The 21,290-nt window shown below is 68.7% G+C and carries 19 protein-coding genes and 1 tRNA gene; 7 read left to right on the top strand and 13 right to left on the bottom strand.

The features are described from left to right. The first annotated feature begins 164 nt into the window (after positions 1 to 164). Together AUL33_RS11800 and AUL33_RS11795 are read left to right on the top strand one after the other, a co-directional pair. Complete coding sequence (locus tag AUL33_RS11800; RefSeq protein ID WP_062207874.1) at positions 165 to 1,196, top strand: aspartate-semialdehyde dehydrogenase; 1,032 nt, start codon at positions 165 to 167, stop codon at positions 1,194 to 1,196. Positions 1,197 to 1,466: 270 nt separating this feature from the next. Then, positions 1,467 to 2,132 carry an OmpA family protein gene (locus AUL33_RS11795; protein ID WP_062207872.1) on the top strand — a complete coding sequence of 222 codons (666 nt, stop codon included), beginning with the start codon at positions 1,467 to 1,469 and terminating at the stop codon, positions 2,130 to 2,132. Positions 2,133 to 2,222: 90 nt separating this feature from the next. Here AUL33_RS11795 and AUL33_RS11790 read toward each other — a convergent pair whose 3' ends face one another. Beyond that, positions 2,223 to 3,482 carry an MFS transporter gene (locus tag AUL33_RS11790; protein WP_192843184.1) on the bottom strand — a complete coding sequence of 420 codons (1,260 nt, stop codon included), beginning with the start codon at positions 3,480 to 3,482 and terminating at the stop codon, positions 2,223 to 2,225. A gap of 242 nt (positions 3,483 to 3,724) precedes the next feature. Between AUL33_RS11790 and bla the strand changes: the two genes are divergently transcribed. Beyond that, positions 3,725 to 4,609 carry a class A beta-lactamase gene (bla, locus tag AUL33_RS11785; RefSeq protein ID WP_062208280.1) on the top strand — a complete coding sequence of 295 codons (885 nt, stop codon included), beginning with the start codon at positions 3,725 to 3,727 and terminating at the stop codon, positions 4,607 to 4,609. A gap of 112 nt (positions 4,610 to 4,721) precedes the next feature. On the opposite strand, the gene AUL33_RS11780 is transcribed toward bla, so the two are convergent. From AUL33_RS11780 to AUL33_RS11770, 3 genes are all read right to left on the bottom strand, one after another. Continuing rightward, positions 4,722 to 4,798: transfer RNA gene (locus AUL33_RS11780), tRNA-Met, on the bottom strand. Between the two features lie 331 nt (positions 4,799 to 5,129). After that, on the bottom strand, positions 5,130 to 5,549 hold the full coding sequence (locus AUL33_RS11775) for a YciI family protein (RefSeq protein ID WP_062207869.1): 420 nt from the start codon (positions 5,547 to 5,549) through the stop codon (positions 5,130 to 5,132). A gap of 104 nt (positions 5,550 to 5,653) precedes the next feature. Further along, positions 5,654 to 7,321, bottom strand: a complete 1,668-nt coding sequence (locus tag AUL33_RS11770) for an AMP-binding protein (RefSeq protein ID WP_062207866.1) — start codon at positions 7,319 to 7,321, stop codon at positions 5,654 to 5,656. A gap of 223 nt (positions 7,322 to 7,544) precedes the next feature. Here AUL33_RS11770 and AUL33_RS11765 point away from each other — a divergent pair, with 223 nt between their 5' ends. After that, positions 7,545 to 8,738, top strand: a complete 1,194-nt coding sequence (locus AUL33_RS11765; protein ID WP_062207863.1) for a M20 family metallopeptidase — start codon at positions 7,545 to 7,547, stop codon at positions 8,736 to 8,738. Between the two features lie 16 nt (positions 8,739 to 8,754). Here the strand turns inward: AUL33_RS11765 and AUL33_RS11760 are convergent, their stop codons facing one another. Then, a complete protein-coding gene (locus AUL33_RS11760; protein ID WP_244492148.1) occupies positions 8,755 to 10,032 on the bottom strand; it encodes an MFS transporter in 1,278 nt (425 codons plus the stop codon). A 106-nt stretch (positions 10,033 to 10,138) separates the two neighbouring features. Between AUL33_RS11760 and AUL33_RS11755 the strand changes: the two genes are divergently transcribed. Beyond that, complete coding sequence (locus AUL33_RS11755) at positions 10,139 to 10,714, top strand: TetR/AcrR family transcriptional regulator (RefSeq protein ID WP_244492146.1); 576 nt, start codon at positions 10,139 to 10,141, stop codon at positions 10,712 to 10,714. Positions 10,715 to 10,762: 48 nt separating this feature from the next. On the opposite strand, the gene AUL33_RS11750 is transcribed toward AUL33_RS11755, so the two are convergent. Then, positions 10,763 to 12,445: a methyl-accepting chemotaxis protein gene (locus tag AUL33_RS11750; RefSeq protein WP_082652554.1), complete on the bottom strand. Its 1,683-nt coding sequence runs from the start codon at positions 12,443 to 12,445 to the stop codon at positions 10,763 to 10,765. A gap of 262 nt (positions 12,446 to 12,707) precedes the next feature. On the opposite strand from AUL33_RS11750, the gene mprF reads away from it, so the two are divergent. Together mprF and AUL33_RS11740 are read left to right on the top strand one after the other, a co-directional pair. Continuing rightward, positions 12,708 to 15,296, top strand: a complete 2,589-nt coding sequence (gene mprF, locus AUL33_RS11745; protein ID WP_062207852.1) for a bifunctional lysylphosphatidylglycerol flippase/synthetase MprF — start codon at positions 12,708 to 12,710, stop codon at positions 15,294 to 15,296. Beyond that, complete coding sequence (locus tag AUL33_RS11740) at positions 15,293 to 16,699, top strand: AcvB/VirJ family lysyl-phosphatidylglycerol hydrolase (RefSeq protein WP_062207850.1); 1,407 nt, start codon at positions 15,293 to 15,295, stop codon at positions 16,697 to 16,699. Before mprF ends, AUL33_RS11740 begins: the two co-directional genes overlap by 4 nt. 25 nt (positions 16,700 to 16,724) lie before the next feature. On the opposite strand, the gene AUL33_RS11735 is transcribed toward AUL33_RS11740, so the two are convergent. The 7 genes from AUL33_RS11735 to AUL33_RS11705 form a co-directional block, all read right to left on the bottom strand. Further along, a complete protein-coding gene (locus AUL33_RS11735) occupies positions 16,725 to 17,507 on the bottom strand; it encodes an SDR family NAD(P)-dependent oxidoreductase (RefSeq protein ID WP_062207847.1) in 783 nt (260 codons plus the stop codon). A gap of 73 nt (positions 17,508 to 17,580) precedes the next feature. Then, positions 17,581 to 17,991: a DUF423 domain-containing protein gene (locus AUL33_RS11730; protein WP_374754425.1), complete on the bottom strand. Its 411-nt coding sequence runs from the start codon at positions 17,989 to 17,991 to the stop codon at positions 17,581 to 17,583. After that, the gene (gene mnhG / locus AUL33_RS11725) at positions 17,988 to 18,338 is read right to left on the bottom strand and encodes a monovalent cation/H(+) antiporter subunit G (protein WP_062208274.1); all 351 of its coding nucleotides are present in this window, start codon (positions 18,336 to 18,338) and stop codon (positions 17,988 to 17,990) included. Before mnhG ends, AUL33_RS11730 begins: the two co-directional genes overlap by 4 nt. 35 nt (positions 18,339 to 18,373) lie before the next feature. Continuing rightward, positions 18,374 to 18,739, bottom strand: coding sequence for a cation:proton antiporter (locus AUL33_RS11720; protein WP_062207844.1), 366 nt, complete (start codon positions 18,737 to 18,739; stop codon positions 18,374 to 18,376). Beyond that, positions 18,736 to 19,209: a Na+/H+ antiporter subunit E gene (locus AUL33_RS11715; protein ID WP_062207841.1), complete on the bottom strand. Its 474-nt coding sequence runs from the start codon at positions 19,207 to 19,209 to the stop codon at positions 18,736 to 18,738. Before AUL33_RS11715 ends, AUL33_RS11720 begins: the two co-directional genes overlap by 4 nt. After that, on the bottom strand, positions 19,206 to 20,894 hold the full coding sequence (locus tag AUL33_RS11710) for a proton-conducting transporter membrane subunit (protein ID WP_062207838.1): 1,689 nt from the start codon (positions 20,892 to 20,894) through the stop codon (positions 19,206 to 19,208). The genes AUL33_RS11715 and AUL33_RS11710 overlap by 4 nt, the downstream gene beginning before the upstream one ends. An 11-nt stretch (positions 20,895 to 20,905) precedes the next feature. After that, positions 20,906 to 21,283 (bottom strand): Na+/H+ antiporter subunit C, encoded by a 378-nt coding sequence (locus AUL33_RS11705; protein WP_062207835.1) that lies wholly within the window; start codon positions 21,281 to 21,283, stop codon positions 20,906 to 20,908. Positions 21,284 to 21,290 lie beyond the last annotated feature (7 nt).

Raw genomic sequence — 21,290 nt, 5'->3', positions numbered from 1 at the left:
TGCAGCGGATTGACTTCGCTCGAACCGCGGCGCATATCGCCACACCATGTTCACGCGCTTCACCACCAAAACCGCGATTATCTGAATCCTCGTCCCGCGCTCCCCCGGGACGGGGTTCCGAGCGCATGACGACGGTCGCGGGGGGCGAAGGACAGGGTCACACCATGGGTTACAAGGTTGCGATCGTCGGCGCGACGGGCAATGTCGGCCGCGAAATGCTCAACATCCTCGAAGAGCGCGGCTTCCCCGCCGACGAGGTCGTGGCGCTCGCCTCGCGCCGCTCGCAGGGCACCGAGGTCTCGTTCGGCGACAAGACGCTGAAGGTGAAGTCGCTCGACACCTACGACTTCGCCGGCACCGATATCTGCCTGATGTCGGCGGGCGGCGCGGTGGCGAAGGAATGGGCGCCGAAGATCGCGGCCAAGGGCTGCGTCGTCATCGATAACTCCTCGGCCTTCCGCTACGATCAGGACGTTCCGCTGATCGTGCCGGAGGTGAACGCCGACGCCATCACCGGCTTCACCAAGCGCAACATCATCGCCAATCCAAACTGCTCGACCGCGCAGCTCGTGGTGGCGCTGAAGCCGCTGCACGACCACGCCAAGATCCTGCGCGTCGTCGTCTCGACCTACCAGTCGGTGTCGGGCGCCGGCAAGGACGGCATGGACGAGCTGTTCCAGCAGTCGCGCGCGGTCTTCGTCGCCGACCCGACGGTGAACAAGAAGTTCACCAAGCGCATCGCCTTCAACGTCATTCCCCATATCGACGTCTTCATGGAAGACGGCTCGACGAAGGAAGAGTGGAAGGTCATGGCCGAGACGAAGAAGATGCTCGACCCGAAGATCAAGGTGACCTGCACCGCGGTGCGCGTACCCGTCTTCATCGGCCATTCCGAGGCCGTCAACATCGAGTTCGAACGCCCGATCTCCGCCGAGGAGGCCAAGGCGATCCTGCGCGAGGCGCCGGGCTGCCTCGTCATCGACAAGCACGAGGACGGCGGCTACATCACCCCGATCGAGACCGCCGGCGAGGACGCAACCTATATCAGCCGCATCCGCGAGGACCAGACGCTCGAAAACGGCCTGAACATCTGGGTCGTCGCCGACAACCTGCGCAAGGGCGCCGCGCTCAACGCGATCCAGATCGCCGAGCTTCTCGTCAACCGCAAGCTGATCGGCGCCAAGAAGGCCGCCTGAGGCATCATCGGCTCATCGACGTGACACGAGGGTCGCCGGTTCGGCGGCCCTTTTTTCTGGGCGATGCTAACATCACAGCGCAGCTTCGCGGCCACAGTCCCTCCCCCGTCGCCACGAATCCGCGAGCCCCGCCCCGATGGCGCCACGGATCGGGACTAGCGCGGGGGCGAGAAGCCGGCGCCGCAAGGCGCTGGCGGGGGAGCCGTTAAGGTTTCGTCAACCATCCGCGGCGAGACTGCGCCGCGCATCCGAGAGGGAAAGCCCGCGTCCATGAAGAAACTCGTCCTGGCCACCGTCGCCGCCACAACGCTGCTGGCGGGCTGCACCACCGATCCCTACACGGGCGAGCAGAAGCTCTCGAACACGGCCGGGGGGCTCGGCATCGGCGCGGGCGCCGGCGCGCTCGGCGGCTATCTCGTCGGCCGCGCGACGGGCACCGATCCCGGCCGCGCCGCGCTGATCGGCGCCGGCATCGGCGCGATCGGCGGCGGCGGCATCGGCGCCTACATGGACCGGCAGGAGGCCGACCTTCGCGCCCAGTTGCAGGGCACCGGCGTTTCCGTGACCCGCCAGGGCGACCGCATCATCCTCAACATGCCCTCGAACATCACGTTCGACACGAACGAGGATCAGGTCCGCTCGGAATTCTACCCGACGCTGCAGTCGGTCGCGATCGTCCTCAACAAGTACGACCAGTCGATCGTCGACGTCGCCGGCAACACCGACAATGTCGGCGGCGAGGGCTACAATTTCGCGCTGTCGCAGCGTCGCGCCTCGTCGGTCTCTCAGTTCCTCGCGAGCCAGGGCGTCAACCCGCGCCGCCTCAACAACCAGGGCTACGGCATGTCGCGCCCGATCGCATCCAACTCGACGGAAGCCGGCCGCGCGCAGAACCGCCGCGTCGAGATCTCGATCTCCCCGCTCCAGGCCGGCTGATCACGCTCGAACCTCGGCTCGATACGAAAAGGCCGGTCCGCTTGCGCGGACCGGCCTTTTTCTTGACCTATGAGGACCAGATTTGCCGCGTCAGTGACCGGCGGGCAGGCCGTGAACCACCGCGGCCGGCTCGCCCGAGGCCTTCTCCATCCGCCAGCTGACGATCGCCACCACCATTGCCGCGGCCGCGATCGCCGCGGAGCCGAGCGGCAGGGTGTCGTAGGAGATGCCGGCATTGATCATCATCGCGCCGACCCAGGCGCCGCCGGCATTGCCAAGATTGAAGGCGCTCTGATTGATCGTAGAGGCGAGGTTGCGGGCGCCCTTGGCCTGGCTGACGATCCGCATCTGGATGGGCGAGACCAGCCCGAAGACGAGCGCGCCCCAGACGAAGAGCAGCGCGATCATCACCGCCGGGCTGGACGCCGCGAAATGCACGCCGAGAAGAACGGCGATCATCAGGGCGAAGAGGCCGATGATCGAGGGCATCAGCTTCCAGTCGGCCAGCCGCGCGCCCGCGAGATTGCCGATCGTCATGCCGACGCCGAAGACGAGAAGCACGTAGGGCACGCTGGAGCTCGCGACGCCCGTCACCTCTTCGAGGATCGGCGCGATGTAGGTGTAGAGCGAGAAGAGCGCCGAGGAGGCGAGCACGCTGATCGACATGGCGAGCATCACCTGCGGGCGCGTCAGGGCGCGCAACTCGTCCTTGAAGCGGATGTCGGCGCGCGGCCGGTTCACCGGCACGAAGGCGGCGATGGCGATCGTCAGCAGCACCGCAAGCCCGGTGACCGCCCAAAAGGCGGCGCGCCAGCCGAAGGTCTGGCCGATCAGCGTCCCGGCGGGCACGCCGAGGACGTTGGCGAGCGTCATGCCGACGAACATCAGCGAGATCGCCTGCGCCTCCTTGCCGGGCCGCGCGATCTCGGCCGCCAGCACGGCGCCGATGCCGAAGAACGTGCCGTGCGCCAGCGCGGTGAAGACGCGGGCGGCGAGCAGCAGCCCGTAGGTCGGCGACAGGGCGCAGGCGAGATTGCCGATCACGAAGATCGCCGCGAGGATGATGAGCGCCCGCCGGCGCTCCATGCGCGAGGTGAGGACGGCCAGCACCGGCGCGCCGAACACGACGCCGAGCGCATAGCCGGTGACGAGCAGGCCCGCCTGCGGGATGGAGACGCCGAGATCGCCGGCGAGATTGGGCAGGAGGCCCATGATGCCGAACTCGCCCGAGCCGATCACGAAGGAGCCGAGCGAGAGCGCCGCCAGCGCCAGGCCCACGTGGACCTTGCGCGCCGGGACATCCGGCGCGTCGCCGGCCGAACGGGAATCAACGGCCACGGATACGGTCATCGGGCAACGGTCCTGAAGTTCAGTCGGAGGTGCGATCGAGACCACGTCCCGGCGGTGTCCACCAATGTTGTCTGCGCAGGCCACCCATGCAGGCCGGGAATACCGTCGATACCGGTCGGACCCATCATCAGGGAGCCATACCATCAATTCGACATGAAGCAACGGCGATCCAACGGGACGGGGACGACCGGTCGAAGACCGACCGATCGCCCGCCTCCTCGCACGGGACGATGACGCCGAGCATGCTGACGAGACGACATTTCACCACCCTGGCGGCGACGCTTGTCGCAGGCACCCTCCCCCGCGCGGCGGCCGCGCAGGCGGACGAGCCCGAAGCCTTCTCGCACCTCACCGAAAGGATCGAGACGAGGCTTGGCGCCCGCCTCGGCGTCTTCGCCCTCGACACGGGATCGGGTCGGCGCTGGGAGCACCGGGCGAACGAGCGTTTCCCGATGTGCAGCACGTTCAAGGTCGTCGCCTGCGGCGCGGTTCTGGCGCGGGTCGATGCGGGAGCAGAGAACCTCGACCGGCGAATCCGCTTCGAGACGAGCGATCTCGTGCCCTATTCGCCGGAGACCGAGCGCCATGTCGGCGGCGACGGCATGACGCTTCGTGCGATCTGCGAGGCTGCGATGACGCAGAGCGACAACACGGCGGCCAATCTCATCCTCGCCAGTCTCGGCGGACCCGCCGCCGTCACCGCCTATGCCCGCTCGATCGGCGACCAGGAGACCCGTCTCGACCGGATCGAGACCGCCCTCAACGAGGCGACGCCCGGCGACCCCCGCGACACCACCACCCCGGCGGCGATGGCCGGCAACTTGCGGGCGCTGGCCTTTGGCGACGCCCTGTCGCCGACCTCGCGGGTGGTGCTCACCGGCTGGATGGTCGCCAACCGGACGGGCGGCGCCAAGCTGCGCGCGGGCCTGCCCGATGGTTGGCGCGTCGGCGACAAGACCGGCGGCGGCGACCATGGAACGATGAACGACGTCGCGGTGATCTGGCCGGCCGGCGGCGAGCCCGTGATCATCGCGGTCTACATGACCGAGACCGCGGCGAGCTTCGACGACCGCAATGCCGGCATCGCCGAGATCGGGCGTGGGCTGGCGCGCGCGCTGGCAGGCTGAAGCGAGAACACGAGCGGCCCGTCCGTGGGGCGGGTCGCATCCCCCGGCGGATCAGCGCCGCGGACCCAAACAGCAAAAGACCCGGCAAGCCTTGCGGCCGACCGGGTCTTTTTGGTTGCGGGGGCAAGATTTGAACTTGCGACCTTCAGGTTATGAGCCTGACGAGCTACCGGGCTGCTCCACCCCGCGTCACGTCCGGGGCGTCTCGGCCGCCGGTGATGTCTATGTATGCGACGGCCCGATGAATGGAAAGCGAAATCTTCGCGGACTGCGAAAAAAGCGAAAGACGCTCTCGCAACCGGGGCTGCAAGCCTGTCATCGAACGTCATGATGCTACTCCAGCGGGGCTCGGATGCAAGCCCCTGCAATCTCCGGTGGGCCTACGAGGAGAATCGCTGCGGCCACCCGTGGTTTGGGGGACCCGCAAGCACGAATCGAACGGCCGCGGGCGCGCGGGTCCGCCCTCGCTCGATCGCCGGATGGCACCTTGATGACGATGACAGGCTCGGCCGAGCGCCGCTCAGCGCTCCAGCATCGAACGCATCCGTGCTTCGCGTTCCGCCAGCTCGGGCGTCAGCGCCCCGCCGAAGTCGGCGGCCTCGTAGAGCGGGCGGATCTCGATCTCGCTGGGTCCGGGCATCGGGTTGGGGCAGCGCATCGCCCAATCCATCGCCTCGTCCATGTCGTGCACCTGCCACAGCCAGAAGCCGGCGACGAGTTCGCCCGCCGGCACGAAGGGGCCGTCGGTCACCGAACGCTGCGGGCCGTCGAAGGCGACGCGCCTGCCCTTGGCCGAGGGATGAAGCCCCTCGCCCGCCAGAAGGACACCGGCCTTCGCCAGATCCGCATTGAAGCGGTCCATCGCCTCCATGAGCTCGATCGAGGGCAGGAGGCCCGCCTCGCTTGTCGCCGTCGCCTTCACCAGAACCATCACGCGCATCGCTCGTCCCTCCTGACGGCGCAAGGCTCGATCCCCAAGCGATCGCCTCGCGTGGGGATCGAGACTGCCACCGGAGAGTACCGAGGGAAACGCCCTCGCCGCGATCAGTCGCGCAGCGCGCGCCGCAGCACCTTGCCGACGCTGGTCTTCGGCAGCTCCTTGCGGAACTCGACGTCGCGCGGGCGCTTGTAGCCGGTCAGGTTCTCGCGGCAGTAGGCCTTCACGGTCTCGGCGGTGACGGCCGGATCGCTCGTCACGACAAAGAGCTTCACCGCTTCGCCAGAGCTCTCGTCGGCGACGCCGATCGCGGCGGCCTCGACGATGCCGGGCATGCGGGTCATCACATCCTCGATCTCGTTGGGATAGACGTTGAAACCCGAGACGTTGATCATGTCCTTCTTGCGATCGACGATGCGGATGGATCCGTCCGCGTCGATCACGCCGATGTCGCCGGTCTTGAAGGAACCGTCCACGGTGAAGGCGCGGCGCGTCTCCTCCGGGCGGTTCCAGTAGCCGGCCATGACCTGCGGCCCGCGGATCACGATCTCGCCGCGCTCGCCGGCCGGCATCTCGTGCTCCTCGTCGTCGAGGATGCGGAAGTCGGTGGAGGGCAGCGGATAACCGATCGTGCCGGTGAAGCGCGTGCCCGAGGTGATGTTGCAACTGGCCGAGGGCGAGGTCTCCGACAGGCCGTATCCCTCGCAGATCGACGAGCCCGTTACGCTTTCCCAGAGGTCGGCGGTCGCCTTCTGCACCGCCATGCCGCCGGCCACCGACAGCCGGACATGGCTCCAGTCCACCTCGCGGGCCTGCGGATGGCGGGCGATGGCGCCGAACAGCGTGTTGACGGCGGGAAACAGATGGAAGCGCTCGCCCTTCAGCACCTTGAGGAGGCCGGGAATGTCGCGCGGGTTGGGGATGAGCAGGTTGCAGCCGCCGCCGCGCAGCGACAGCAGCATGTTCACCGTGAAGCCGAAGATATGGTAGATCGGCAGGGCGCAGACGGTGACGACCTGCTCGTCCGCCGGGATGCCCCGCACCGCCGGCTCGTTCCAGAGTTCCGATTGGAGGACGTTGGCGACGATGTTGCGATGGGTCAGCGTCGCGCCCTTGGCGACCCCCGTCGTGCCGCCGGTATATTGCAGCACCGCCGGGTCCTCGGCGCGCCGCGCGACGGGCTTGAGGTGCGCCTTTCCGCCGGCGGCCATCGCCTGGCGCCAGCGCACGGCGCCCGGCAGGCTGTAGGCGGGCACGGCCTTCTTCACGTGCCGCAGCACGAAATTGACGATGGCGCCCTTCGGGAAGGGCAGCATGTCGCCGACGCCGGTGACGATGACATACTCGAGCGGCACGGCCTCGCGGCACTTCTGAAGCGTCAACGCCATGTTCTCAAGGATGACGATCGCGCGCGCGCCGGAATCCACCAGCTGGTGCTCAAGCTCGCGCGGCGTATAGAGCGGGTTGACGTTGACCACCACGAGGCCGGCGCGCGCGATGCCCGCCACCGCCACCGGATACTGGAAGACGTTCGGCATCATCAGCGCCACCCGGTCGCCGGCGTTCAGCCCCAGCGACTGGAGATAGGCGGCGAAGCGCGCCGAGGCGGCGTCGAGCTCGCGATAGGTGAGGACGGCGCCCATCAGGCGGAAGGCGGGCCGATCCGCATAGGATGCGAAGGAGGCGGCCAGCAGGTCGGCGATGGTCTCGAAGGGGATCGCCCCCATCTCGTGCGGCATGCCTTCGGGGTAATGCGCGAGCCAAGGCCTTTCCATCGTCGTCGTCCTCCCGGTCCGTCTTGTTCTTGGCATCAAGGGTTAGCGCAAGCCGGGAGCGAACGGAACCGCCTTCCCTTTACGTCAAGGTGAGCCGTGAGACGGTGCGGCGGCCTGACGAGGGACTGGCGCACGGCGCCAAAACGCGGGACAAGCGCGCCAGACGATGGCCTCCCCTTCGGGCGAAGCGTTGGCCGGGCGAACGAGCGCGAGGACGGCGGCGATGACTTCCAACCATATCGGCACCCGTATCGAGACGGCGGCGGAGCGGATCGAGCCTGAACTCGTGGCGATCCGGCGCGACCTGCACGCCCATCCCGAACTCGCCTTCGAGGAGGTGCGCACCAGCCGCATCGTCGCCGAGCGCCTCGCCGCCATCGGCGTCGAGCACCGCACCGGCGTCGGGCGCACCGGGGTGCTCGGCACGATCGACACCGGCCGGCCGGGTCCGACGCTGCTCCTGCGCGCCGACATGGACGCGCTGCCGATCCACGAGCAGACCGGGCTCGACTACGCCTCCACCAGTCCCGGCAAGATGCATGCCTGCGGCCACGACCTTCACACCGCGACGCTGCTCGGCGTCGCCGAGGTGCTGGCCGGCCTGAAACCGCTCCTGTCGGGGCGCATCCAGCTGATGTTCCAGCCGGCCGAGGAGGTGTCCGACAGCGGCGCGGCGGCGATGATGAAGGACGGCGCGCTCGACGGCGTCGACATGGCGCTCGGCTTCCACAACTATCCGAACGAACCGGTCGGCACCTTTTCCTTCGTGCCCGGCGTCGCCGGCGGCTCGTCGGACGAATTCATGATAAAGGTGGCCGGGCGCTCCGGCCATGCCGCGCGCCCGCATCTGTCGAGCGATCCGATCGTCGCCGCCGCCACCCTCGTCCTGCAGCTGCAGACGATCGTCTCGCGCGAGATGGACCCGATGCGCCCGATCGTTCTGACGATCGGCGTCATCGAGGGCGGGCTGGCGCCGAACATCATTCCCGATAGCGTGCGCCTGGTCGGCACCGTGCGCACCCATCACGAGGACGACCGGCGGGCGATGGAGGCGGCGATCACGCGCCATTGCGCCGGCGTCTCCGCCTCGATGCGCGTCGAGTGCCGCTTCGAAATGGATCGCGGCACCCCGCCCCTCGTCAGCGATGCCGGCGTGATGGACAAGACGATGAAGGCGATCCGCGAGCATTACGGCGACGACGTGGTGCTGCAGTCCCAGCCCTCGCTCGGCGCCGAGGATTTCGCCCTCATCGGCGAGCGCGTGCCGGCCTTCCAGCTCGGGGTCGGATCCGGCGTTCCCGGACGCAAGGACGAACTGCACAATTCCGACTACCAGCCCGACGAGCGCTCGATCCGCAACGGCGTCGTGGCGCTGTCGCTCGCCGCCGTGGAACTCCTCACCGCGCCGGTCGCCTGACCGGCAAGCACTCCGATCAGGCCGGCTGCAAGCGGCCTTCGCCGCCCGCGCTGCGGCTCGGCTCGATGAGGAGGGCGAGCGCGGCGGCGAGGATCGCGGTGAGCCCCGCGATCGCGAAGGCGGAGGCGTAGCTGCCCTGCAACTCGCGCATGAAGCCGCCGAAATAGGCGGCCGAGGCCGCGCCGACCTGATGGCCGGCGACGATCCAGCCGAAGACGAGCGGCCCGCGCCGGTCGCCGAAGGACTCGTTGGCGAGGCGCAGCGTCGGCGGCACGGTGGCGATCCAGTCGAGCCCGTAGAGCACCGCGAAGACCGTCAGCGCGCCCACCGAGAAGCCGGAATAGGGCAGGTAGATCAGCGACAGGCCACGGATCGCGTAATAGATGCCGAGGAGCTTGCGCGGGTCGAAGCGGTCGGTGAGCCAGCCCGACGCGGTGGTGCCGATGAGGTCGAAGATGCCCATCACCGCCAGGAAGCCGGCGGCCTGAACGGCGGGAATGCCCATGTCGCCGCAGAAGGCGATGAGATGGGTGCCGACGAGCCCGTTCGTGGTGAAGCCGCAGATGAAGAACGTGGCGAAGAGAAACCAGAAGACCCGCGTCTTCGCGGCGTCGCGCAGCGTGCGCAGCGTGTTGGCGACGAAGTTGCCGGTGACGGGGGCCGCCGCCGGCTCGTCCTCGGTGGCGCCGTAGCGGCGAAGGCCGATCGAGGCCGGGCGCTCGGGCACGAGCAGACAGACGAGCGGCACCAGCGCCAGCGTCGCGATGCAGACGGTGATCACCACCGGGCGCCAGCCGCCGGATTCGGCCAGCATGGCGAAGAACGGCAGGAAGACGAGCATGCCGGTGGCGCCGCTCGCCGACATCAGGCCCATCATCAGGCCGCGATTGGTCTTGAACCAGCGGTTGACGACTGTCGCGCCGAGAACCGTGGCCACCGCCCCGGTGCCGACGCCCGACATCACGCCCCAGGTGGCGACGAGATGCCAGGGCTGGCTCATGAAGAGGCTGGACGCCGTCGAGGCCGACATCAGCAGGATGGCGCCCACGAGCACGCGCCGCAGGCCGAAGCGTTCCATCATCGAGGCGGCGAAAGGGCCGGCGAGACCGTAGAGGAAGATGCCGACCGCCGCGGCGAAGGAGACCGTGTCGCGGCGCCAGCCGAAGGCGTCCTCCAGCGGCAGCATCATCACCGAGGGCGCCGAGCGCAGTCCCGCCGAGACGAGCAGCGCGACGAAGACGACGCCCACCACCACGAAGGCGTAGCGCGGGCCGAAAGGGCGTGTGCTTGTCATCGGCGTCACCGGATCGTATCGTTGGATCATGAGTACGTACCGGTCAGTCACATTGTCAAGCGAGCCCGAGACGTTGCCGACCTGCGATGGTAACCAGCCTTGTGCCGTGCCGCCCAAGCGCGCGGCCGAGCGCATCCTCGACGTGGCGGAGGAGCTGTTCTACCGCGAAGGCATCCGGGCCGTCGGGATCGAGGAGATCGTGCGCGAGGCCGGCGTCACCAAGCCGAGCCTCTACCGGGCCTTCGCCTCGAAGGACGACCTCGCCGCCGCCTACCTGAAGCGCTACGACGTGGCCTTCTGGGAGCGCTTCGCCGCCGCCGAGGCCGAGTTCCCCGATGATCCGCGAGCGCAGGTTCTGGCCTTCTTCGGGCGGGTGGAACGGCGCGCGGCGCGGCCGGCCTCGCGCGGCTGCGGCCTGACGAACGCGGCGGCCGAATTCGCCGACGAGGCCCATCCGGCCCGGCTCGTCTGCATCGCCAGCAAGGCGGCACTGCGCCAGCGCTTGCGCGAGAAAGCGCTGGCGATGGGCGCGAGCGATGCGGAGGGTCTCGGCGACGGGCTGATGATGCTGTTCGAGGGGGCCAATGCCGGCACCCATGCCTTCCCCGAAAACAGGCCCGCCGCCTCGCTGGTGCGGGCGGCGGAATGGTTGATCCGGGGCGCCCTCGCGGCGCAGGACTGACGGGACGGCCGGCCGATCCGGGGAGCCGCCGATCGGGGGCTCCAACGATCAGCCGCTCATGCGCTCGAAGCCACCGGCACCGCCCATGTCGAGATCGAAGCCCTCGCCGGGCTGGCTGGCGGCTGCCGCCTTCGACGGTGCCTTGCGACCGGCGGCGAACTGCGCGGCGCTGGCCTGGAGCGCCCGCACGTCGCCCGCCGGCTTGACGGACGCGGTTGCGGTCGCGGCTGCAACCGGCGCGGCGCCGTCGATGCGGAAGAACGCGGCGCGCTCGTCGAGTCGCCCGGCCTCGGCCGAGAGCTGCTCGGAGGTCGCCGACATCTCGTTGGCCGCACCGGCGTTCGCCTGCGTCACCTGATCCAGTTGCTGGATCGCCTGGTTGATCTGGTCGATGCCGACCGATTGTTCCCGGCACGCTGCGGAAATCTCCGTGACGAGTTCGGCCGTGCGCTGAATATCCGGCACCAGTTGCAGTAGCATCTGCCCGGCTTCCTCGGATGCCGCCAGCGTCTGAGCCGACACCTGCCCGATCTCGGAGGCGGCAAGCGCCGAACGCTCAGCGAGCTTGCGCACTTCGGACGCGACGACAGCAAAACCCTTGCCGTGCTGGCCGGCGCGGGCCGCCTCGATCGCAGCGTTCAGCGCGAGAAGGTCGGTCTGGCGGGCGATCTCCTGCACCACCTGGATCTTCTGCGCGATCACGCGCATCGCCTCGACCGAGAGCGCCACCGCCGCGCCGGTCTTCTCGGCGCTGATGCTGGCCTGCGCCGCGATCTTCTCGGTGGTCGAGGCGTTGTCGGCGTTCTGACGCACGTTGGCCGTCATCTCCTCGACCGCGGCCGAGGCCTGTTCCGAAGCCGCCGCCTGCTCGGTCGAGCCGGACGAGAGCTGGTCGGCGGTGGCGGCCGACTGCATGGAGCCGGACGCCACCTGCGCCGCCGAACCCCGGACATCGCGCACGATCCCCGACAGGTTGTCGGCCATCGTCGCCATCGCCCGCTGCAAGTCGCCGATCTCGTCGCGGGATTTCACCGCGATGCGATGCGTCAGGTCGCCGGCGCCGATCGTCTCGGCAAGCTTGACCGCAGACTTCAGCGGACGGGTGATGCCGCGCCCGATCCAGAACGAGCCGATCGCCAGCAGCGCGCCGGCGCCGAGCGCCCAGAGAATGCTTGTCGTCGCCCGTTCCCGCACCACGGCCTGGATGTCGTCAACATAGGCGCCGGTCCCGACGATCCAGTCGAACTCGGGAATGTAGCGGGAATAGGAGACCTTCGGCGCGAGGACGTCGCTGCCGAGGCGGGTCGTGGAATAGGCGGTGTAGCCGCCGCCTTCCTTGGCGCGGGCGATCATCTCCTGCGTCAGCTTCACGCCGTTCGGGTCGGTCTTGTCCCAGACGTTCGCGCCCTCTTCCGCCGCCTTCGGGAAGATCTGGCGAATACCTTGCGAATTGTAGGCGAAAATGTAGTCCTCGGCGCCATAGCGGATCGGCCGGATGGCGGCGCGCGCCTGACGCTCGGCGTCCTCGGTGGTGATCTCGCCGCTGGCGGCGCGCTTGCTGAAATCGGAGACCGTCGACACCGCCGCATCGACCTGACCCTTCAGCATCAGCCGGCGGTCGCTCCACATCTGGCTTTCGAGCTGGAAGAGCTGCAACGCCATCAGGCCGGCGAAGACCACGAGGGCGAAGAGGGTCAACAACGTCAGCTTGCGTGAGATGGTCAAGCGCATCGAGCGATCCTGTCGGTTCGGCGCGCTCGTCTTCGAGACGCGGGACAGGCTCATTCAACAGCAGTCGCGATAAGGTTCCGTTACGGTGGCGTTTTTTCCTGCAAGCCTCTCGACAGGAGACGCGTTGGCTTCGGCGTCGACGATCGTCACGCCGACTTAAATTTCATCCATGGCGGTTCCGCCGCTTGTCCGGCCATCAAATTCCCGTACATCGCCGTCCGCGGCCTCTGCGTTGCCGCGGCGGATCTCGATCGGACATCTCATGAGCGTTGACGCAGCCCCTGCGCCGCTTCCCACCGGCTCGCCGACCCCGGCCTGGCGCAAGTACCTGCCGATCGTCGTCGGCCTCGCGATCACGATCGCCGCCTTCGCCGCGCTCGAAAGCATGGTCTCGACCCTGACGATGCGCGACGTCGATGCCGCCTTCGCGGCCGTCTCCGGGGGCACGCTGGCGCTGGCGCTGCTCTTCACCGTCATCAGCTTTGCGGCCGTGTCGCTCTACGACGTCGTGGCGGTGGAGACGATCGCACCCGGCCGGGTCTCGCGGCCCGTCGCCGCCACGGTCGGCGCCGCCGGATATGCCGTGTCCAACGCGCTTGGCTTTCCGCTGCTCACCGGCGGCGCGCTGCGCTACCACGTCTACAAGTCCGGCGGCATCGAGCTGGCCGATATCGGCCGGATCGTCGGCACCTCCTGGTTCGCGCTCTGGTTCGCGCTGGCCATCATGGTGGGCGCCGCGCTCGTCGTCGATCCCGGCGACGTGCCCGTGCTGCGCGACATCTCGCCCACCCTCGACATCGCGCTCGGCCTCGTGCTCATCGCGCTCGTCGCCGGCTTCGTGGTCTGGCTGTCGGGCGGCGAACGCACGGCCCGCATCGGCCGCTTCGCGCTGCCCCTGCCATCGCAGGGCGGCGCCGTCGTGCAGATCCTCGCCGGCATCGTCGATATCGGCGCGGCCGCCGCGACGCTCTACGTCCTGATGCCGGCCGGCAGCGTCGGCTCGTTCACGCTCTTCGCCCTCGTCTTCGCCGTCGCGGTCATCATCGGCGTCGCGTCCAGCGCGCCCGGCGGTCTCGGCGCCTTCGAGGCGACGATCATCGTCAGCCTCGGCCTGTCGGATCGCGCCGACGTCGTCGCCGCCCTGCTGCTCTACCGGCTGATCTACACCGTCCTGCCGCTGATCGTGACGGTGATCGGCCTTCTCATCGTCGAGGCGGTGCGCCGGCGCGCGGTGCTGAAGGGCCCGGCGCTGGAACTGGTGCGGGCCTTCGAGCCGATGGTGCCGCCGACCGTGGCCGTGCTGGCCTTCGGCGGCGGACTGGTGCTGCTCTTCTCGGGCGCGACACCTGGCGTCACCGACCGGCTGGGCCTTCTGGGCGACGTCCTCCCCCTCCCCTTCATCGAGATGTCGCATCTGGCGGCGAGCTTCGTCGGCACGGCGCTGCTCGTCACCGCGCGGGGCCTTGCCAAACGCCTGTGGCGGGCCTGGGTCGTCTCGCTCGGGCTTCTCGTCGCCGGTGCCGTCTTCTCGCTGTCGAAGGGCCTTGACTGGGAGGAGGCGACGCTCCTCATCGTTCTCGCCGTGTTGCTCCTGGGCTTCCGCGACGCCTTCTACCGGCGCTCGGCGATCAACCCCTTCGCCGTCACCTGGAGCTGGCTCGCCGCCGTCCTCGCCACCGTCATCGCCTCGGTCTGGCTCGGCCTCTTCGCCTACCGCCACGTCGAATACGCCAACGACATGTGGTGGAACTTCGCCGTCCACGACAACGCCTCGCGCTTCCTGCGCGCCAGCGTCATCGCCGTGGCGCTCATCGCGGCGGTGGGCCTCGACGTCGCCATCCACCGGCGCACCGAGCGCGTGCAGAAGCGCTCCCGCATCCCCGACGAGGTGTTGCCCGTGGTCGAAGCCTCGCCGCAGACCGTGGCGGCGCTGGCGCTGCTCGGCGACAAGCAGTTCCTGTTCTCGCCCGACAAGCGCGGCTTCGTCATGTACGCCCGCGCCGGCGGCAGCCTCGTTGCGCTGGGCGAGCCCGTCGGCCCGCCGGAGGTCGTCTCTGAACTCGCCTGGGCCTTCCGCGACCTCGCCGACCGGCAGGCCGAGCGTCCGGTCTTCTACGAGGTGATGCCCGAGAGCCTGCCGCTCTTTCTCGACATGGGCCTCGTGGCGCTGAAGCTCGGCGAGGTCGCGCGCGTCGATCTCGCCCGCTTCACCATCGAGGGCCCCAAGAAGCAGGACCTGCGCACCGCGACCCGCCGGGCCGAGCGCGAGGGCCTCGCCTTCTCGATCCTCACCCGCGAGGAGGTGGTGGCCGCGATGGACGAGCTGCGCGGCGTCTCCGATGCCTGGCTCGACATGAAATCGGGCTCGGAGAAGGGCTTCTCGCTCGGCTATTTCGACGCCACCTACCTCGCCCATTTCGACATGGCGGTCCTGAAGAAGGACGGCGCCATCGTCGCCTTTGCCAATCTCTGGCGCGGCGCGGGCAAGGAAGAGCTGTCGATCGACCTGATGCGCTTCCGGCCGGACGTCTCGAAGGTGGTGATGGACGCGCTCTTCACCCGCATCCTGCTCTATGGCAAGGACGAGGGATATCGCTGGTTCAACCTCGGCGCGGCGCCGCTCTCGGGCCTCGTCGACCGGCGCGGCGCCTCGCGCTGGAACCGCTTCGGCTCCTTCCTCTACCGACGCGGGGGCTCGTTCTACCGCTTCGATGGCCTCAAGGCCTTCAAGCAGAAATTCGGCCCGGTCTGGACGCCGCACTATCTCGTCTGCCCCGGCGGCTTCGACACCGCCAAGGTGCTCGTCGACGTCACCACCCTCATCTCGGGTCGTCCGAAGCAGGATCCATGAAGCGCAGTCTCCCTCTTCTCGCCGGGCTCCTCGCCCTGGTCCTCGCCGGCCTCCTCTTCGGCGCGGCGCTCATGTCGCGCGTTGGCTGGCAGACCGCCGCCGCGGTGCCCGCCGCGACCGTCTCCTACGAGAACCTGCGACAGGTCGGGGTGCTCGTCCCCTCAGAAGATCCCGTCGGCCTCGCGGTGCTCGTCTCCGACACCGGCGGCATCGCGCAGGCCGACCGCGACCTCGCGGCGGACCTCGTCAATGCCGGACTGATCGTCCTGCCGGTCGATCTCGACCGCTGGCGCGGCGAACTGGAGGCCGAGGCCGACAGCGGTGACGACTGCATCTATCCCGGCTCCGACATCGAGGGCATCGCCAAGGAGACGCTGCGCGCGCTCGATCTCGACACCTATTTCCACCCGGTCGTGGTCGGTCGCGGCGCCGGCGGCGCCTTCGCCTATACGGCGGTCGCCGATGCGCCCGCGGCCACCGTCGCCGGCGGCGTGGCGCTGGGGGCGACGCCGACGCTGCGCTCGAAACTGCCGATCTGCGCGGGCGCCAAGGCCACCCCGGCCGCCGGCGGCAGCTTTTCCTACGAGCGCACGGCGGCCCTTCCCGCACCCTTCACCTTCGTCGATGCCGCCGGCACCGCCGCCGCTACCCCGATGGCGGAGCCGCTGACGGCGGGCACCGTGATCGCCAACGGCGACGAGGCGGTGAATGCCACCGTCGCGGCCGCGTCCGCGATCGCCGAGGCCGATTCCACGGCGCTGCCGATCGTCGTCGGCAAGCCGGCGGGCGAACCGACCGGCGTCGTGGTCTTCGTCTCGGGCGACGGCGGATGGCGCGATCTCGACAAGACGATCGGCGACTGGCTGACCGCACACGGCATCGAGGTCATCGGCGTCGACGCGCTGCGCTACTTCTGGTCCGAGAAGACCCCGGAGGAAATGGGCGCCGACATCGCGACCATGCTCGGCAATGCCAACCCGAAGACCGGCGTGCCCGTCGCTCTGCTCGGCTACTCGTTCGGCGCCGACACGCTGCCCTTCGCCTATGCGCACCTGCCGCAGGTCTGGGCCGACCGGGTCGGGCTCGTCGGCCTGCTCGCACCTTCCAAGGAGACCGGCTTCCAGATCTCGGTCGGCGGCTGGCTCGGTCTCTCGACCGGCGACAAGCCGGTGGTGCCCGCCATCTCGGCGATTCCTGCGGCGAAAGTCCTCTGCGTCTACGGCACCGAAGATGACGAGGACAATGCCTGCACCGACCCCGCGCTCGCGGCGCTGACGAAGCTGCCGATCGAGGGCGGTCACCACTTCGACGGCAATTACGAGGCGCTGGCCGAACGTCTCCTCGCAGCCCTTCGCACCGGTCCGGCCGCGGCGCTCGCCGCCCCGAAGGCGCCGATGCCCTGACGGGTCGGCGCTCCCGTGGGGTGGCTCAAGGCATGAGCTGGCCGCCGTTCACCTCGAGGATCTGCCCGGTGATGTAGGCCGAGAGCGGATCTGCGGCGAGGAACAGGTAGGCGGGTGCACAATCCTCCGCCAGCCCGAGGCGCTTCAGCGGCAGCGAGGCGGCGGTGGCCGCCAGCTTCTCGTCGGACGAGTAGCGCCGGTGGAAATCGGTCATGATCGTGCCCGGCGACACCGCGTTGACGCGGATGCCATCCGGCGCGAGTTCCTTCGCCAGCGTCTTCGTCCAGGCCGAGACGAACGCCTTCGTGCCCGAATAGAGCGCCGATCCCGCGCTGCCGCCCGAGCGCGCGGAAATCGAGACCGTGTTGACGATGGCCGGCGTGGTGCCCGCCCGCAGCGCCGGCAGCAGGCGCCCGGTGAGGTCCACCACGGAGCGGATGTTGAGGTCGAGCACGTGGTCGTAGTCGGCCGCCGTCTCTTCGCCGGCCCGGATGCGCCCGCCCATCGTGCCCGCATTGTTGACGAGCACGTCGATCACGCCGACCTCGGCCAGCACCTTGTCGGCCAGCGCCTTGCCGCCGTCGGGCGCGCCGAGATCCTGCGTGAGGAGCACGAGCCGATCCCGGGTCTCGGCGGGCACCCGCGCCATGAGGTCCGTCTCGGCATGCTCCAGCGTGCGGCCGGCATGGGCGACGACGCGCGCGCCGCAGGCGAGGAACGCCGCCGCCACCGCCGCGCCGATGCCCCGGCCCGCCCCCGTCACCACCACGGTACGCCCCGCGAACAGTTCGCCGTCGAAACCGGTCATCTCGTCCCCTCCCCTGTCATTCCGACACCGATCCGGTTGGGCATCATGAAGGGCCGGCCGTCAAGCGGCGGCGTCAGGCGCGGCGGATCGGGATGAAGGCGAGCACGACGAGCGACAGCCACCCAAGGATGAGGAGACTGCCGCCGGTCGGCGCGGCATTGATGAAAAGCCGGTCGGCGAGAACGCTACGCGAGCCCAGATCGCCCGAAAACAGCAGCACGCCGACGGTCCAGAACGCCGCCGGTATCGCAGGAGCCGGCAGCCGCCCCTTCGCCGCCAACCCCAGCGCCAGTAGGGCCGGTGCATGGACGAAGGCGATCGCCGAGGCAACCATGATCAGCGATCGGTCGCCGCCACCATGGGCCGCAAGCGCGGCGCCCGCCGTTCCCATGGCGCCGAAAAGGCCGGCGAAGGCGACCGCCAGACGCGGCCACAGGCGATCGAAAGCGGTCGAGGCGTCCGTCGCAACTGGGATCGGCGTCACAGGATCGGCCGGCGATCGACGGTCTTCTCGCGTCCGCCGGGCTCCAGCGGACGGGCCGGCCCGTCGTGCATCTCGTCGAGCACCGAGCCGTCCCACATCTTGTAGCCCGCCGAATAGGCGGCCTTGCCGAGGAGATGGGCCGAGATCGGCGCGGTGAGGAAGAAGAAGACGATGGCAGCGATGGCGCGCAGCACTTCGGCCGTCTCGACCGAGACGATGGCGAGCGCCAAGAGCGCCAGCACGGAACCGACCGTGCCCGCCTTCGAGGCGGCGTGGATGCGGGTGTAGAAATCGGGCAGGCGCAGGATGCCGACGGAGGCGACGAGCGCGAAGCTCGCGCCCAGCATCACGAAGATGCCGGCGAGGATGTTGCCAAGCCCGCTCACGATGCCGCTCCGTCGCCGAGCACCGCGCGATCGGCATCGGCATCCGTCACCGCCGCGACGGGCGAACGCTCGGTGTCGCCGCGCGCCAGGATGAAGCGGGCGAACGAGATGGTGGCGAGGAAGCTGACGAGACCGAGCGCGATGGCGACGTCGACATAGAGCGTGAAGCCGGTGTCGATGCCGATGACGGCGATGAAGCCGATGGCCGAGCCGGTGAGGACGTCGAGGCCGAGCACCCGGTCCGGCAGGGTCGGCCCGCGCCAGATGCGGATCACCGTGAGGAAGAAGGACAGGCACAGCAGCGCCAGCGCGATGTCGAGCGAGACTTCGAGGAAGCGTTCGGAGAACTGCTGGAACTTCATCGGAAGACCTCCAGGATGCGCCGCTCGAACCCGTCGGCGATCTCGCGGCGGCGCGCATCGGGGTCGGAGCAGTCGAGGGCGTGGACGAACAACGTGCGCTCGTCGTCGGAAATGTCGAAGATCAGCGTGCCCGGCGTCAGCCCGACGAGGTTGGACAGGAGCGCGATCTCGAATTCGCTGTCGACGCGGTGCTTGTAGAGGAAGACGCCGGGCTTCACGTCGAGCTTGCGGGCCGAGACGACACGCGCCACGCGCCAGGCCGAGATCGCCAGATCGTAGAACAGGAAGGCGATGAGCGAGACGACTTTCCGGCCCCGGCCGAAATAGCCGCCGGCGCCGATCTGCTCGCGGATGAGGAACAGCGTCCCGGCCCCGATGAGGAAGCCGAAGATGAGATTGGCGAGGCTGAAACCGCCGGTGACGACCAGCCAGACGAGCGCCAGCAGCAGGTTGGCGACGAAGGGGTTCATGGCGTGCCCCCCAGCACGGAGGAGAGATAGGCGGTCGGCTTCAGGATCTCATGGGCCGAGGCGAAGGTGAGTTCGGCCAGCCATTCCGGCCAGACCCCGACCGCCACGACGAAGATCGACAGGCCGACGAGCGGCACGAGCGCCAGCGGCCGGCCGGGCGGCGGCGCACGGAAGGCGTCGTCGGAGCCGGCATGCGCGTCGCCTCCTTCCGGCTGCACCGGCAGCGGCCGCCAGAAGGCCAGCGCGAAGACGCGCACGCAGGCGATCGTCAGGAGGAAGCCCGAGACGAGCACGGCCGTCGCCAGCCAGGGCAGGTCGGCGGCGAGCGAGGCACGCACCAGCAGCATCTTCGGCCAGAAACCCGAGAAGGGCGGCAGGCCGGAAACCGCCAGAAGCAGAACCAGCACCATCGCCGAGAACAGCGGATGCCGGCGCCAGAGACCGCCCATCTCGTGCAGCGAAGAGGAGCCGTTGCGGAAGGCCGCGACGCCGGCTGCCAGATAGAGCGCGGTCATCACCACGACCGAATGCAGCGCGTAGAAGATCGCGCCCGACAGGCCGGTGGCGAGCGGTCCTTCCGCCGAGATGCCGTCGGCGAAGGCGCCGGTGGCCGCCGAGCGGATGACGTTGGCCGCGCCCGTGGTGATGGCGTCGGAGGTGCTTTCGAGGACGGGCGGAATGGCAAGGCCGGCGAGGATCGTGCCGATGCCGGTGATCACCACGTAGTTGAGGAGACGGCGTAGGTCGGTCTGCGCCAGCGCGCCGATCGCGCCGATCAGCATGGTCAGCGCCGCCATCCAGGCGATGACGAAGCCGAGGCCGCCCCGCTCTGGCGGAAACAGCATGAGCACGACGCGGATCAGCGCGTAAATGCCGACCTTCGTCAGGAGGCCGGCGAAGAGCGCCGATACGACGAAACGGGGCGTGTGATAGGAGGCCGGCAGCCAGAAGTTCAGCGGAAAGGCCGCCGCCTTCATCGAGAAGGCCACGAGATAGAGCGAGGCGATGGTGAGGAGGACGCCGTTGCCCTCGAGCTTGGCCGATTTCAGCGCGATGTCGGCCATGTTGAGCGTGCCGAACACGCCGTAGAGATAGCCGGTGGTCAGCAGGAAAAGCGTCGCGCCAATGAGGTTGAGGAAGCAGTATTTGGTGGCGCCGTCGAGCTGCTCGCGCTCCGATCCGAGGATCAGGAGGCCGAAGGAACCGATGAGCAGCACCTCGAACCAGACGTAGAGGTTGAAGATATCACCGGTGAGGAAGGCGCCGGACACGCCGCCCATGATCATGAACAGGAAGGGATAGAAGCCGTAGCGCCGGCCCTCCTCGTCGATCGAGGCGCCCGCATAGATGCCGCAGGCCAGACCCGCGAAGCCCGCCACGGTGAGGAACAGCGCCGAAAGGAGATCGGCGGTGAAGGAGATGCCGTAGGGCGGCTTCCATCCGCCCATCGCCATAGACATCGGCCCGCCATCGGCAATGCGCCACAGAAGCAGGATGTCGCAGATGAGCAGCAGCACGAGGCCGGCGACCGCGATGATCGGATGCAGGTCCATGCGCCGGCGCATCATGAGAAGCGCCGCTCCGAACACGAAGCAGACGATGACGGGCATGATCAGGAGATACTGGTCGGCGTGGTAATCGCCGAACACCATGGCCTGCGCAATGAGGGTCTGGGTTTCCTCCATCGGATCGGCCTCTAGTAGCCGAGGGGCGGCAGCCCCTCGTCCTCGGGTTCGGCGACGCGCATCTCGTTCGTGTCGTCGGTCTCGAGGTCCTGATAGGTGCGGTAGGTCAGCACCAGCAGGAACACGAAGAACGAGAAGGAGATGACGATCGCGGTCAGGATGAGCGCTTGCGGAAACGGGTTGGCGACCGCCTGCGGCGGCACCTGCAGGTCGTTGGGGATCAGCGGCGGCGCGATCGGGCCGATGCGGCCGGCGACGAAGAGCGACAGGTTGACGGAGTTCCCGAGCAGCACCACGCCGAGCAGCATGCGGATGATGTAGCGCGACAGGAGCAGGTAGATCGTGACCGAGAACATGATCCCGACGAGAAACGACAATGCGATGTTCATGTCAGGC

Origin of the sequence: Aureimonas sp. AU12, from assembly GCF_001463705.1 — a bacterium.
Taxonomy (GTDB): Bacteria; Pseudomonadota; Alphaproteobacteria; order Rhizobiales; family Rhizobiaceae; genus Aureimonas.
This window is presented reverse-complemented; position numbering and strand designations above follow the sequence as displayed.